This is a genomic window from Bacillus gaemokensis, assembly GCF_001590835.1.
Taxonomy (GTDB): Bacteria; Bacillota; Bacilli; order Bacillales; family Bacillaceae_G; genus Bacillus_A; species Bacillus_A gaemokensis.
On record NZ_LTAQ01000070.1, the window covers coordinates 50,174 to 64,177 of the forward strand.

Here is a 14,004-nt window from a genome sequence, read left to right on the forward strand (position 1 = left end):
TTTTAAAATCCCTCAGTTTCCATCGCTAATTTACGATTGAATTTCTCACAGCAATTTTCAAATTAAAAATCTCGTTGAATTATAAATGTTGCGGATGTCTATAAATTTACGACGCGATTAATTAAATAATTTTCATTTTGTTAGTAAAACGATTTTAAATTCGTACATGTAAGTTTTTATCCAGTATTTCTACAGCTTCTCATATTTATATCCCGTTTATTAAATATGGTTAAATTTAGGGTTTCCTATACAATTTACCTAGCTTACTTATTGTTTGCTGTAATTTTTCATTTTAGTTAACATAATCTATGATTATTCCTAAAAAAATCCCCCTATTTTTTAGGAAGACTTTTTTACGATTTATAGTTATTTTTTTGCATTTTATAATGGTTCGCCATTCATGCTACATAAATTAAAAAAATTTAAAAGTTCTTGCTGATTTATTATGTTTCATTCGTATAGTCAGGTATACATTCATATTGATAAATGTAGCGCCTCTTCCCTATTTCCCGTCTATATTAAGGTTATATATTCACTTAATACATTCAAAAGAGATTTCTATACATTAGCAACAATCCCAATTATACAGCACATTCGAAAAATCCAAGTTTATTAAATCCTCTTTTCTTATAAAGAAATTCGCAACTCCACAATCTCCCCACATAATTCCTAGAGAATCGTCTGTATCAATTTGCAATAATAAAATGTTATGTTCTCGATATATTTTTCCCCATTCTCGTGGATCTGTTTGTGTAAAGAACGGATAGCCACCGATTTTATGTCCTTGGCCCTCAAATTGCTCTTCATAGAGTTCGGCTAACTCAATTTCGTCTTCAGCGTCAACGACTTCTTCTAAATCGATCCTATCTTTGGAAAATGCTCCAAATCGATAATCTCCTATTGTTACAGGCTGATAACCTGCTTCAAATGATAATTTCGCTGCTTCTGGTACAACAAAATACTCTAAATCAAGAGCATTTAAATAACTAAAATCTGTTACAATTTGATTTTTATCTTGATTGATTTCAGCATGATAAATAATACGAAAATCTTTTTGTTTTGTTGGATGATCAAAGTCTGCTCCAACAAGATCATCTTCTCCGCTTACAAAAAATTGTAGTAAACCCTTCGTTGGCATAGGTTCAATGTGAGGAATCTCTTCAAAATTCAACTGCGCAAGTAACATCATTGGTTTTCCAGTTGAATCCTTCGGGTGCTCATGATGAATAGGTAAATACGGATAACCACCAAATTTACTTTCAAATAGAGTTGTTTCACTTATTTCTCCTGTAACTTTAATATAAGGCTTTGCACTTTCCTCTAAAACGTCTCTATACTGTTCTAGCTGCTTTGGTATTTGTAAATGATATGTATTTGTCATTCTCCATTCCTCCCTTGCATAATAAATCAAATAAGCCTACCTCAATTATATAACAAGTGAGAGACTTGTTGAAAAATGCTAAAAATCCGTTTTCACTCTCATCTTTTGTGCGCTTACGGGACAAATTAAGTTATGTTCCAGAACCTTTTTATTAATAGTTCGAATTAGCTTTGTTGCTTCTTCAGGATCTGTAATCTCTTTCAGTTTTTCTTTTGAATGATCAATTTCCTTTGAAAGTTCAATCCATCTAGGTAAAACATGGTTATCTTTCAATATTTTATAAAGCTGTTTTTCAGGATTATAAGAAAGGTTTTTATCAATATTAAGTGGTTTTCCCTTGCCAGGTAAATCATCAAAAGCCCCTGATTTTTCTGCACGCTTAATGATAGAACTAATATGATCCTCGTACGTGTAAGACCAAACCTTCTCATCCTTTACTAAAATCTCTTGTTTTTTTAATGCTTTATCCAAATCTTTTTCATTCATATTTCTCCCTCCCCTTCTTTTTAAAATAACGCCCTTGAATGATTTAACGCTAATATCCCCTCAGCAAACTGTTCACGCCACCAGATTTCGTCATGACCGCCTTGAAACTCACTATAGGTAATTTGATATTCTTTTTCTCTCAATGTCTTATACAGGCTTCTATTAGCTTGAAGCTCTTCTATTAAAAATGCGTTCATATTATCATTATAAGTAAGCTCATGTAATCGATCTATTTGATCAATTCCAACAACAATACATGAAGGGATTTCTTGTTTATGTATGAAATGATCAAGTGTTATCGGTGCTGAAAGGTTTTGTATAAATGCATTTCCATCAAATGCTATAAGAAGGTCTTGAGGGCTAGAAGTGTGAGAATAATCATGAGGTGTGTAAATATATAGATTTCGTGTATTGCCTAAAACGGAACTGTAAAAAGAATATGTTTCAACTTTCCCTTGAGGATTATAATTTTTAGGGAAACTTTTATCGTACTCCATTTCCATTCCTAGTTCTAAAACAGCTGCTCTATCTGTTCCCTCTCCGAAAATTTTACTGTTAAATGAATCTACCTGATACTGTTCACTACGCGCTACCCAATCATGTTCAAAATGATCATTAACTGAAAAGTGATAGGTAGAAATGAATTTTTCATTCGTTCTAAATGTTTTATAAATTTGTATCTAAAAGCTTTTCTAAGTAATTGGAATTAAGGTCCCAACCAGGATAACTACCAAATACATAAACATTTTCTGTATCCTTATCTCCTAGCCATATGTACGTTATAAGGCGATATTGCTCATTCATTGGACAAATCTCTATAAGTGGTGTATGTAAAGCTTGTTTATTTCCATTGTTTAATTGATCTGCAAGTTCTGCTATCTTAGGACTTATAATTGACTTCATCCCTCTTCCCTCCTTTATACTATTCTATAGGTACTTCTTGTTTTACAAATAAATTCCTATATAAATATGGTAATAAACTTGTATATTTTATGAACAAAAAACACACAAACGATTCTAGTCTGTGTGTTTTCATTCTTATTCAGTAAGATAATAAAGTAATAACTTACGTGCTCTTTCATAATACATATAGTCTCTATAGAATATTGGATAATGTTCAATATATTTCTCTAAAAAACGAAATTGTTTAAAACGGTCAAAAAATGATATACGAAGCGATTTTATTTGCTCAAATGGGATTTTCTCTACATTTCCATGTAACACATAACTTAATGTTCCCGCAATATTCATCCAATATAGATCCAAGTCAGCATTCATACAATCATCCTCAGAAAACATCTTCTTAAAATCATAATACATTTGACGTGTGTCCTCATACGGAAATGGCTGATATAAAAGATTATGTAGTTTCTGTAACTCGTTAAATATCACCTTTTTTCCTAGTATCAATCAATCATTCACCTCTCTATTTCTTATTTCTCTATCCATTCTAACAATCTTTCATATTGATTTTTTGCATCGTTATACCCAAGACTATATAGATTTATAAGCTTTTCTTGATTCCTCTCAATTCCACTTACAGGAAGCTGCATGCTTGGTTGAATGATATAGAAATTTCCTTTTTGTTCACTAGAATTCATATACGAAACAGTTTCATTATAAAAGCGATAATGCTCTACTAAAAGTTTAGAGATTTTTGGGTATCGTCTATATAAAAATTTAGCCATTGAAGAAAACTTATTCCGTTGTTTTTCATACCCTTCAGGTTTAGTCATAATAACAACATTCTTTTGATATCCGTCTTTTTGTGCCTTACGAACAGGAATAGGATCAATGATTCCTCCGTCTAGTAGTTTTTTACCATCATAGTCTACAGCAGGCGCAATAAATGGTACAGAACTCGATGCACGAATAATTTTTAATATATCATCCCCATGCTCCTGTTTCGTATAATACACTGCTTGTCCTGATTCACAATCAGTTGTCCCAATAACAAACTGCTCATTTGTATGAAGAAAGGTTTGAAAATCAAAGGGGACAATCTTATTCGGTACTTCATCAAACAGAAAATCCATGCCAAACAATTCTCGTTTTTGTATGAAGTTTCGATATGATATGTACCGAGGGTCTGACACTAATTCTGTATTTACTTTTTTATTTCTCCCTTTTTGACGAGATAAGTACGTCGCACCCATACACGCTCCTGCTGAAACTCCAACTACATACGGGAAGAATACATCATTCTCCATAAAGTATTCGAGTACTCCTGCTGTATATAATCCTTTCATTCCTCCGCCTTCTAATACTAAACCGATATTTTTCATCTGTGCTCCCTCTGCTTTTGTTTCTTACTTTTATTTTAGCACAAGATTTTATGATGAAGTGCTAAAAAGTTCTTTGCAATTATAGCAAAAAGCTCTTGAAATAATGTAAGAATCTCTATCTCCTTAACGTGATACAATATAAGAAACTCATTCCACAAATGATAAAGGAGGAATTTCATATGAGTTTATTTAGCGGTATTTTAGGAAATGCATCTGATACGAATACAGATAGTGTAGAACGTGATTTGCAAAAGATTATGTTAGATGATGAACAAGTCGAACATGCATATAAATTAATTCGAGATTTAATTGTATTTACAAATCGTCGAATGATTTTAGTTGATAAACAAGGGGTGACTGGTAAGAAAACAGAATACCACTCTATTCCATATAAAAGCATTACACAATTCAGTATTGAAACAGCAGGTCATTTTGATTTAGATGCTGAACTTAAAATTTGGATTTCTAGTACGCATGAACCAATTACGAAAGAATTTAAAGGTGACGATAGTATTTTAGGGATTCAAAAAGCATTGGCAAAACATACAACTAAATAACAAATTTTTGTATTTTTATACAAATCCCAAATTACTAACCCGAGTTTTTTGGAAGAAAATACACTTAATTCTTTTAAATATACAAAAAGATAGATTATATAAATTTATTTTATATAATCTATCTTTTTGTTGTTAGTACTATAAAATTAAACTTTTAATTATTTGGATTTACAATTGCTAATTATTCTTACCTTTAAACATTTTATTCTCCTTTCCTTTTTACCAACCTAATCGTTTACGTAAAGAAGTAATATGTGCTGTATGATGACGGCCATGCCATGAATATAATCCGATTGCCACCCCAAGTTTTGTCTCACCTGATTCCGGGTGATTAAACGTTTTTTCAAAGTCTGCAGTTTCTAAAGAACTTAATAAATTTACCCACCTCTTATGTAAAGCTTCTAATAGCACTAGAGAAACATCTACTGGTAACTTCGAATCTGGAAGCTCTGCCCATTTCTCTTCTTTATAAGGTTTAATAGTTGGATTGTTTTCTGTTAATGCTAATTTAAAACGAATGTAACTATTCATATGACTATCTACAACATGATGAACAACTTGCCGTACTGTCCAGCCGTTAGTCCGGTATGGCGTATCTAGCTGCTCTTTATCTAAATCTTTTATTGCTTTCGTTAGTTCGATAGGCAGTTTTGCAATATCTTGTATCCACTTTTCTATTGTGTCATGTGTAATATTTTCTCCATAAGTAAATTGACCAATTGGATAACGTAAATCTGTCATTATATTGTTCCCCTTTTGTTTTGAAGTTTCTTTGTATCACATGTTATTCTGCTTCCAAATGTAATGTATGAAGTCTGTTTTTTGATCAAGTGGAACACGTGAAAATCCCGTTTTTTCTAACACTTTTTGTGAAGCCAAATTATCCTTTGTTGTTTTTGCATAAATTTCATTAATTTGATGTTTTTTTGCTTGACCTAGAAGTAGTTTTACTGCCTGAACTGCAATTCCTTTTCTAATAAACTCTTCTCCTACACGATAACCTAGATAACCTAATTGCTGCTCTTTTTCTATATCTACTAAATTTATTCTCCCTACAATTCTATTTTTTAAATTCCGTATAAGATAAAAGTACGAGGTTCCTTCCTCTTGTTCTTTCAATAGTTCATCGTGTTTACGCTGGAAAACCTCATACACATAGTAATCTTCTCCGCGACTAGGTACCGTTTTTTCAAAAAATTCTCTGTTATAACACTCAAAAACAAACAATTCTTCTGCATCTTGCTTCTTTAATTTTTCTATGTATATCTCCATTCATCACTCAGCCCTTTTTCAAATCAATTAACTTCTATATATTCGTTATTGAATAGTAAATCCCTCTATTTCCGCCGACTCCTAAGCATAGCAAACCATACTTTTGGATGAAAAAGATGTAGTGGACTACGAATCAGGTTCATCACCCTAACCAACCGAATGTAAATTTCTGGATCACTTGCGGAAAGTTGATATATTTTTTTCGTATACCATTGCTGGAATGGTTGTATAAACGGTTTATTTCCTTTTATCTCAGGATGGCGAAATGCCTCTGTTGTAACCATTTCCCACGGCGTTGCAATAATCTTGGAAATACGCTTATAAAAGTCTCGAGTAAAATCATTTTTTAACGATTTTCTTTGCTTTAAACTCAATTGTAGCGCGACAGCTTCCATAGCAGCGACAGACATCCCTTGTCCAAAAACAGGATCAAAGCGACAGTGAGCATCTCCAATTACTAAGAACCCTTCTGGTATATGTTTCACTAAATCAAATCGGCGACGTACTTGGTATGGAATCTTATGTATTTTTATATCTGTAATAGGTTCCGCTTGTTCAAGAAAACGAATTACATCTGGGGCAGGTAACTTATGAGCAAATGCAAGAAATTCTTCATCCGTTTGTGGCGCTGGTTCATTGGCATATCCACTAAAAGTTACAAAATAACGATCGTCTTCAATCGTTTGAATAAGAGCACCATAAGGATTTTCAGGAAAGCTCGGAGAAATAAGCAAATTACACCAGTCCAGACGTTCTTGCTGTTTCAGACGAAATAATCGAGTGGCGTAGAACAATTGAATCCACACCTTTTCTTCTTTCACTTTTATACCATATGTTTGTAACCAATCTATATTTTTTGAACCAAATCCACTTGCATCTACAACTATCTCTGCATGAAGTTCTTCTTTCACTCCTGTTTTCAAACAACGTACTTTTACTCCAGTGATTTTGTTATGTTGCTGATCTATGAATAATTGTTCAACCATTGTTTCATATTTCGTTATAATATTAGACACCTGACTCATTCGTCTTTGTATATGCCACTCGAGCATGGGACGACTTTGTTGAACAGAATTCAACTCCCCAACAAATGGTTGTTTCCATAAGCCAAAATGATGCCATTTCAAATCTCCAGTAAAATTATTTACAATACCACCATCTTCTTTAAGCTGAGTCATAATCGCAGGGAATAACTTTTCAATTGCCTCTTCACCACCTTTTAATAACACATGGGGATGATGACTTTGAGGTGCTCTTTTTCGAGGGCCTTTTTCATTCCACTCTTCGCCTGCTTCTAAAATGATTACTTCTTGAAAGAAATCAGATAAAACTTTTGCTGCTAGTTTCCCAGCGATACTTCCACCAATGACTATTGCTTTCTCCAACATGTTTCTACCTCCTACTAATATGGCACCTTATTCTGCATTTCCCTAACATTTTAATAAAAGCATAAAATAAAAAATCCTGCTATAAAATTATAGAACAGGCTTTTTTTATCAACATTTATTCATCTTTTCTCTCTATCACAAGTACTATATGGGTGAATAATCCACTGTGAAATACTCCTCCCGCTTGGTTATATGATTTCAAGTTTTCTACCTCCTCAAAATATACCCGTGAACTGTAAAGTTAAAATTAGCAACCCTAAAGCCCAAACATAATACGCGAATACTTTAAGAGAATGGCTTTTTAAATACTGAATCATCCAAGATACTGCAATGTATCCAAAAAACGCTGCAGATAAAGTACCTACGATTAAAGATGTACTTGAAATTGCTTCAGCTTTTCCTTGGAAAACATCTACAAACTGCAAGATAATCGCTCCGACAATTGCAGGTGTTGATAACAAAAATGAAAAATACGCAGCCGTTTCACGATCTAATTTTCTCCATAGTGCCGCCACAATCGTCATTCCAGAACGAGAAATTGCTGGAAAAATAGCAACCGCTTGAAATGAACCAATGATGAGAGCATCTTGATATGTAATATCGTCCATTTTCTTTCGTCCGTTTTTTTGTTTCTCTGCCATATATAAAAACAAACCTGTCACTAAGAACTCCCAGCCAATCGTTATACCAGTCTTCGAAATATCTTCAAAAAAATCTTTAAATAATAGGCCAATAATGACTGCTGGAATCGTTCCAATGATAAGTAAAAACGTAAGTTTGGAAAATGGATTTTTAATTAAATAAATAAACTCTTTCCTGTAGTAAACAAATACAGCAAGTAACGTTCCGATATGAAGCATCGTATCTAAAAAAAGGCCTGCTTCATCTAAACTAAAAAGATGTCTCCCTAAATATAGATGCCCCGTACTACTTATAGGTAAAAATTCCGTTAGTCCTTGAATAATTCCTAATATAAAGGCTTCTAACCAGTTCATGATGATCTCCTTTCTTGTTTGCTTGTACCAGTATATGATGGTTTTTTCTTGTTATGAAAGAAAGAGAGTTTAGTAAGAACGTTAATGCTATGATTTTTTTGTATCTAATTAAAGTGATTTTATTAGAAAATTCTGCCATAACAGTACAAGCGCTGTTCTAAAAGAGACATTTAGCATAGCATAAAGCCAATTATATGCTATTCACGGGTTTGGCAAATGAATAAAGATGAATTGTAAAGTATTAAAACTTAAATCGTAAAACGCCATATAAAATAGCAATTGGTACATATTATTCATTTACAAATGAATGAATGTATCGCGAATCTTTGATTTTTCTTTTTAAGAGTAGAATAATATGGTGAATTATTCTACTTCTAGAACTGTAAAACATAATTAAATAGATATAAAAAAGATCCCACATTAGGGGGATCTTTTTTATTGTGTTAGCCTGTGATATAGAAATTGCACTTCATTATCTGTTGTAGATAAACTAATTGATGTCTGTACTACAGCATTTATGGATATTACTAACAAAACAAACATGAACAGTAAAAACCATTTTGGAATACTTTTTCTCTTTTTTATAAAAGATATTAAGAGAATTAAAAGTAATATAATTAAATTAAATATACTATTGATACATACCATTCTAAGTTTTGTTGGCTTAATTTGTTAACGACATTCCGAAAATTTTCTAAGTCCAACTTATTTTCCTTGCTTTCCTTTATTATTGAATTAGAACTTTTATGACCAATTTTCCACGTGTAATTATTGTGTTCTTTTTTTACGCTATAATAATAGTTGGCTGCTTCTTGTTTTGAAATAATTTCTTCATTTGCTAAAGTTTTCGAACTAGGAATTAATATCCCGATAAGAAATAAAGCAATAATAAATTTACTTTTCATATTTTAGTCTCCCAAAATGAATTATTAAGTAACGAAATTTAAATTTTTGTTAACATAAAACCAATGTGTTATTGGAAGTAAATATGCTTGTTTGTAGGAGTTAAAAAGACTGGGCAAGACGGAATCCGAGGTCATCTATGCAAAATGACAGATGGCTACGACGACGACACGAAGCCCCACACAATGTGCAGGGAACAGGAACAACATATAACTGCATCGTCAAAGATATCTTACAGGATAGAAGTGCATGTAAATCCTTCATCCTCTTTCTAAATAAGGTGTCACCCCATTATCATCGAACTAAGAAACTGACTTTTCCCCCTAACAAAAAACATCTTATAATTGATTTTTGTTTTAACAGAAGAAAATAAAATAATCCCAGTAGAATACTGGGATTATTTTTAAAAAGGTATTTTATTTATAAAACACTTTATCAACATTATACTTCGCTTGGAATTCATTAATAATATATGTTTCGTAAATTTCTCTTTCTGTTGGATCTTCTACTACACATACATCAATACGGTATACTTCATCACGATGTTCTTTAATTGGTGAAACGTTGTCTTCAAAATGTTTTTTAATACGTTGTCTTATTTTTCTTGCTTTCCCAACAAAGAGAAGCTCGTCATTAATATTATAAAACATAAAAATGCCGCCTTTATCTCTTGGGAACAAGTGGAAATCGATAAATCCATGAATCGGAGTGATTCTTGGCTCGTCTCCTTTTATTACTTGTTTACGTTCTGTAATTGTAACATCAACTTCAGGGATATTAATTTTAATCAAGTTCATTCACGTCCTCTTTTGGTATAAAGGTAAATAATAGCATAAGTATGTAAGAAAAGCTATTAACATTTCGCTTATAACAGATATATATGTATATACAGCTCTTTTTCTATTGAGTTTTTACCTACGCATAATTCCTATATATTACAATTTACTGTATAATATAAAATACAGTATGCTATTACATTTGGAGGGGACACAATGCCAATCTTATTCCAAACTATCTTACCCGCAGTATGCGCTATTCTCTTATTTTTTCTCTACTGGAATACAAATAAAGAAAAACCTTTACTTATTCTAGCTTGTATTACAGGAATTTCAGCGATAGAAAGTATGTTTCAACTTACCGCTTTGAAAGAAAACGCGTTTTACCCATATTGGGCGGGCTTAAAAGTTATCATTTTGATTAGTACAGTAGCTTTCTTATTTAAAGGCACTACTAAGCCGAAAGATATTTAGGCCCCACTGAAAAACAACTTGATATAAGACAAAAACAAAAAAGATTAAGTAGTTATTTTTATTGAAAATTAAGGTGTTCCATAACATATTGCACGTTACATAAAGGATGGATAGGACAGGGAATGTTTATACCCTCCCCTATCCATCCTTTTGTAAATCTTTAAATTTTACAACCGCAGTTTCATGTTTATGCATAGCTTTAATGATATTACCAGCTGTTTCACCTCTCGCATGCCAGTAAAATTTATTATCGTTTTCTTTTCGCATAAGTTTCTCTGTATGGAGACACCCTACTACAATCTCCTCTTACAACATTCAAAAACTGTTCCCAAGTATCTACATATTCTTCAAAATCTTTTTCATAGTTTGTTCATCAAGTCTTTTTGTTTGATACCCCCATCAATGAGAATACTACCTTTTACTCTTTCTGGGGATTCTTAAGATAATGGGTATGCAGCGCTCCCCCATTATCTACTAAATACTATAGGTATATCACTCATGCATTTCCTCCAAATCATGTGATCACACGCCTCGCCCCAATAATCCTTTAGCAAAAAATTAGGATCTCCAAATTTTTTCTTCCATATTTTCTGTGCATTAGTATAGCCACTATCCAAACAGAATTCTTTTATTCCTCTACCCAATAAGGAAAGAAAGATTGCATTTAAAAGTAAATTCCCTATGCCACGTCTTTGATAATTCGGGAGTACAAATACAGTTCCCACCTCATACAAATTTTTTAATGTGCCATTTGTGCAAATATTAATTAATTGACTAGATGGTCCAAATTCAATTGTTCCGATAATTTTATTACACTGTTTATCTACAGCTATCAAAAAATATCGATTTTCCCCATTGCTATCAAAGTCACATTTCAAGTACTGCTTTTTATTTTCAATTTCATTTTTTATATCGTCAACTAAATCCGATAAACCTTCTCTAGCAAACGTATCTATAATGACTGTGTGAATCAATTGATTTAATTCTTCATAATCTTCAATGGCTGGTCTTCTTATCTCAACGTGATACACTTATCGCAACTCCTTAATCCTTTAACGTTTCATGTGTAATTGTTTTGTGATATCAATTTCAAAATTACAATTAATATAACTTTTCTCCAAAATGTTCATAATCCCCTCTATAAACATAAAATTGACTATATACAATATAAAAAGAAAAAAAGATTAGGTAATTATTCCTAATCTTTTTTTCTTTTTATAACTATTCAATCGCTCCAGCTACATCATAATGACTTAGATCCAATTCTATAGGTTGTCCCATAGCAAGTTTTGCAAGTTCGGATCCTAGATATGGACCTGCTGTTAATCCTGAAGCTCCTAGACCATTCGCAACAAGTATTCCTTCAAAGTTAGGTAATGGACCAATAACAGGTAGGAAACCTGGCGTGAATGGTCTAAAACCAACTCTCGTTTCAAGCATCGTACTATTCTCCAAACCTGGAGCGACTGATAAGGCTTTATCAAATACTTCATGTAGCCCACCAGCTGTAACTCTATAATCAAGACCTGTATCATTTTCATGTGTTGCACCTACCACTATACGACCATCTTCAAAAGTAAGAATGTACTGATCATTTGGTGGCATTACAACTGGCCAATTTTCAGTATCCGTGCTAGGCATATGCAAATGAACAATTTGTGCCTTTTGGAAAGTTACTAGAAAATTAACGCCCAGCGGTTGTAGCAATTCGTTTGCCCAAGCTCCTGCAGTTACAATTACTTGATCCGCCTTTAATGTTTCATCATTTACTGTAACACCCTTAACACAATTATTTTCATGAATTAAAACGGCATTTCCTATTATAAAGGTAGCTCCATGTTTTTTCGCAGCGTTTACAAGAGATTGACGAAGTGCTCGTCCATTTACTCGCGCGGCACCACTTATATGTACAGCACCAAATTCTTCAGATAATAACGGGAATAAACTTTTTGTTTCATCTGGTGATAAACGTGTAATTTCACCAATTTCAGGAGCATCCTCACGTCGTTTATACGCACGTTCTTCCATTTGATCTAATTTCTTACTATCTGTATGTAGACTAATAGCCCCTACTCGGTTATAGCCTGTATCTGTTTCGCTATCCTCTTCTAATTGCTGAATTAAAGAGGCGTAATAACGCGCTCCACCTTTTGCGATTTTGTACCAAGCTTGATTGCGACGCTGCGAAAGCCAAGGACATACAATTCCTGCCGCCGCATCCGTTGCTTGTCCTAAATCCTGACGGTCCACTAATGTAACATGTGCTCCCGCCTTAGCAAGATGATAAGCAGTAGACGCTCCTAAAATTCCAGCTCCAACTACAATATACGATTTCATTCAAAACACCTTTTCTTATTCATTCTTTTATGTTTTTTCTGTACAAGAGTTCCTATTTTATCTGCTGCAAGAAATTTTGCTACAAACAGCCGCTCTTATAAATTCCGAACCATATTCAGTATACGTGAAGGAAATGTTTTTTCAACTTTTTCATTCCATTAATTGTGTCATTATTATGTATTTTGATATTAAAAATCGGATTTCATAAAAAAAAATATTCTCGATTTCATATTATTAATAAGAAAATCAAGAATATGCTTCAAATATTAAGATTATCGATACTCCTTTATGTCTTCTTTCTGCGGAATAAATCGATTGTTTTATATCCTTGTGAAAGGATTTCCACCATTTGTTGTAGACGCTTTTCACGTGTTTTTTGCTGCTTCGCAGAAAATATATGGCGCGCCCAATCTTTTTGATATCCAGGTGTTAAACTTTGATAAAACTGAAGTTCAGTTGGATAATCAGCTAGCAATGCCTCAACATCCTTAATATTCTCGACATAATCAGCGACACATTGGCTAGCCGCAGACGTTTTCTTCGCTTTCTTTTTTTCACGTTTTAAACCAACAACAGTGAAAACATCATCCATACTTACCATCCGTGCGAATTTAATATCACTGTTATCTACATATCCATCTTCTCCAACTTTCAGTGCTGGGAACATTTCGTCTCTGTGAATAAAAGTTTTATAACGCGTATTGCCTTTTTTCGGATAAGCGAAAAACAAATAACCTTTCTCAAGCAATAGTTCTTCATTAGTAATGATGAATTGTGTATGTTCTACCATCTCATCAATTGTTTCTACGAAAATAAAAATAACATCATGATCTTTAGCAATCGTAATGGTTTGTTCGGTGAAGACATCATAATCTTTTGGTTGGTTGACTACCACCATATTAGTATATTTATTAAGATTTAATTTCTCGATAATTGTCATTGCTGGCTCCTTCTTTTTTGAATTCTAGTTTTCATTATATTCATTGTTGTTTTCCTAGCATAATATTACTATAAGCAGTATCGCTAGTAAATCGTGAAAAATATGAATTGACTCATTATATAGACAAGATAACACTTTCTTTTGTTCCACTTTCTATTAAAAATAATAATACCGTTCTAAAAATCGGAAAATTCCTTATTGTTTTAGGCT

Annotated in this window: 15 protein-coding genes and 2 pseudogenes; 2 read left to right on the forward strand and 15 right to left on the reverse strand. The window is 32.8% G+C overall.

Translation table 11 applies throughout. The features are described 5' to 3' along the window. Window positions 1-565: 565 nt before the first annotated feature. From AZF08_RS27425 to AZF08_RS27445, 5 genes and pseudogenes are all read right to left on the reverse strand, one after another. Window positions 566-1,381, reverse strand: coding sequence for a YwqG family protein (locus AZF08_RS27425; RefSeq protein ID WP_033675595.1), 816 nt, complete (start codon window positions 1,379-1,381; stop codon window positions 566-568). A 78-nt stretch (window positions 1,382-1,459) separates the two neighbouring features. Further along, window positions 1,460-1,867 (reverse strand): DnaJ family domain-containing protein, encoded by a 408-nt coding sequence (locus AZF08_RS27430; RefSeq protein ID WP_033675593.1) that lies wholly within the window; start codon window positions 1,865-1,867, stop codon window positions 1,460-1,462. Window positions 1,868-1,887: 20 nt separating this feature from the next. Beyond that, window positions 1,888-2,770 (reverse strand): annotated as a pseudogene (locus AZF08_RS27435) (alpha/beta hydrolase). Window positions 2,771-2,905: 135 nt separating this feature from the next. Beyond that, window positions 2,906-3,277 carry a YxiJ-like family protein gene (locus AZF08_RS27440; protein ID WP_033675591.1) on the reverse strand — a complete coding sequence of 124 codons (372 nt, stop codon included), beginning with the start codon at window positions 3,275-3,277 and terminating at the stop codon, window positions 2,906-2,908. A gap of 23 nt (window positions 3,278-3,300) precedes the next feature. Further along, window positions 3,301-4,152, reverse strand: coding sequence for a patatin-like phospholipase family protein (locus AZF08_RS27445; RefSeq protein ID WP_033675589.1), 852 nt, complete (start codon window positions 4,150-4,152; stop codon window positions 3,301-3,303). Window positions 4,153-4,331: 179 nt separating this feature from the next. Between AZF08_RS27445 and AZF08_RS27450 the strand changes: the two genes are divergently transcribed. Further along, window positions 4,332-4,709: a PH domain-containing protein gene (locus AZF08_RS27450; RefSeq protein ID WP_033675587.1), complete on the forward strand. Its 378-nt coding sequence runs from the start codon at window positions 4,332-4,334 to the stop codon at window positions 4,707-4,709. A gap of 219 nt (window positions 4,710-4,928) precedes the next feature. Here the strand turns inward: AZF08_RS27450 and AZF08_RS27455 are convergent, their stop codons facing one another. The 7 genes and pseudogenes from AZF08_RS27455 to AZF08_RS27480 all read right to left on the reverse strand — a co-directional run bounded on the left by AZF08_RS27455 (window position 4,929) and on the right by AZF08_RS27480 (window position 10,064). Next, a complete protein-coding gene (locus AZF08_RS27455) occupies window positions 4,929-5,450 on the reverse strand; it encodes a YfiT family bacillithiol transferase (RefSeq protein ID WP_033675586.1) in 522 nt (173 codons plus the stop codon). Between the two features lie 36 nt (window positions 5,451-5,486). After that, complete coding sequence (locus AZF08_RS27460; protein ID WP_033675584.1) at window positions 5,487-5,981, reverse strand: GNAT family N-acetyltransferase; 495 nt, start codon at window positions 5,979-5,981, stop codon at window positions 5,487-5,489. Window positions 5,982-6,046: 65 nt separating this feature from the next. Beyond that, window positions 6,047-7,369 (reverse strand): FAD-dependent monooxygenase family protein, encoded by a 1,323-nt coding sequence (locus AZF08_RS27465; RefSeq protein ID WP_033675583.1) that lies wholly within the window; start codon window positions 7,367-7,369, stop codon window positions 6,047-6,049. A 215-nt stretch (window positions 7,370-7,584) separates the two neighbouring features. Then, a complete protein-coding gene (locus tag AZF08_RS27470; RefSeq protein ID WP_033675582.1) occupies window positions 7,585-8,364 on the reverse strand; it encodes an undecaprenyl-diphosphate phosphatase in 780 nt (259 codons plus the stop codon). Between the two features lie 617 nt (window positions 8,365-8,981). After that, the gene (locus AZF08_RS31695) at window positions 8,982-9,269 is read right to left on the reverse strand and encodes a hypothetical protein (protein WP_235190068.1); all 288 of its coding nucleotides are present in this window, start codon (window positions 9,267-9,269) and stop codon (window positions 8,982-8,984) included. A 100-nt stretch (window positions 9,270-9,369) separates the two neighbouring features. Further along, window positions 9,370-9,450 (reverse strand): annotated as a pseudogene (locus tag AZF08_RS30330) (formylglycine-generating enzyme family protein); the annotation flags it as partial. Between the two features lie 233 nt (window positions 9,451-9,683). Further along, a complete protein-coding gene (locus tag AZF08_RS27480) occupies window positions 9,684-10,064 on the reverse strand; it encodes a nucleotide excision repair endonuclease (protein WP_033675580.1) in 381 nt (126 codons plus the stop codon). A gap of 195 nt (window positions 10,065-10,259) precedes the next feature. Here AZF08_RS27480 and AZF08_RS27485 point away from each other — a divergent pair, with 195 nt between their 5' ends. Next, complete coding sequence (locus tag AZF08_RS27485; protein ID WP_033675579.1) at window positions 10,260-10,517, forward strand: hypothetical protein; 258 nt, start codon at window positions 10,260-10,262, stop codon at window positions 10,515-10,517. 467 nt (window positions 10,518-10,984) lie between these two features. Here the strand turns inward: AZF08_RS27485 and AZF08_RS27490 are convergent, their stop codons facing one another. The 3 genes from AZF08_RS27490 to AZF08_RS27500 all read right to left on the reverse strand — a co-directional run bounded on the left by AZF08_RS27490 (window position 10,985) and on the right by AZF08_RS27500 (window position 13,794). Beyond that, window positions 10,985-11,548, reverse strand: coding sequence for a GNAT family N-acetyltransferase (locus tag AZF08_RS27490; protein ID WP_033675578.1), 564 nt, complete (start codon window positions 11,546-11,548; stop codon window positions 10,985-10,987). Between the two features lie 190 nt (window positions 11,549-11,738). Then, window positions 11,739-12,854: an NAD(P)/FAD-dependent oxidoreductase gene (locus AZF08_RS27495; protein WP_033675574.1), complete on the reverse strand. Its 1,116-nt coding sequence runs from the start codon at window positions 12,852-12,854 to the stop codon at window positions 11,739-11,741. A gap of 286 nt (window positions 12,855-13,140) precedes the next feature. Next, the gene (locus tag AZF08_RS27500; RefSeq protein ID WP_033675573.1) at window positions 13,141-13,794 is read right to left on the reverse strand and encodes a YdeI/OmpD-associated family protein; all 654 of its coding nucleotides are present in this window, start codon (window positions 13,792-13,794) and stop codon (window positions 13,141-13,143) included. Between the last annotated feature and the right edge of the window lie 210 nt (window positions 13,795-14,004).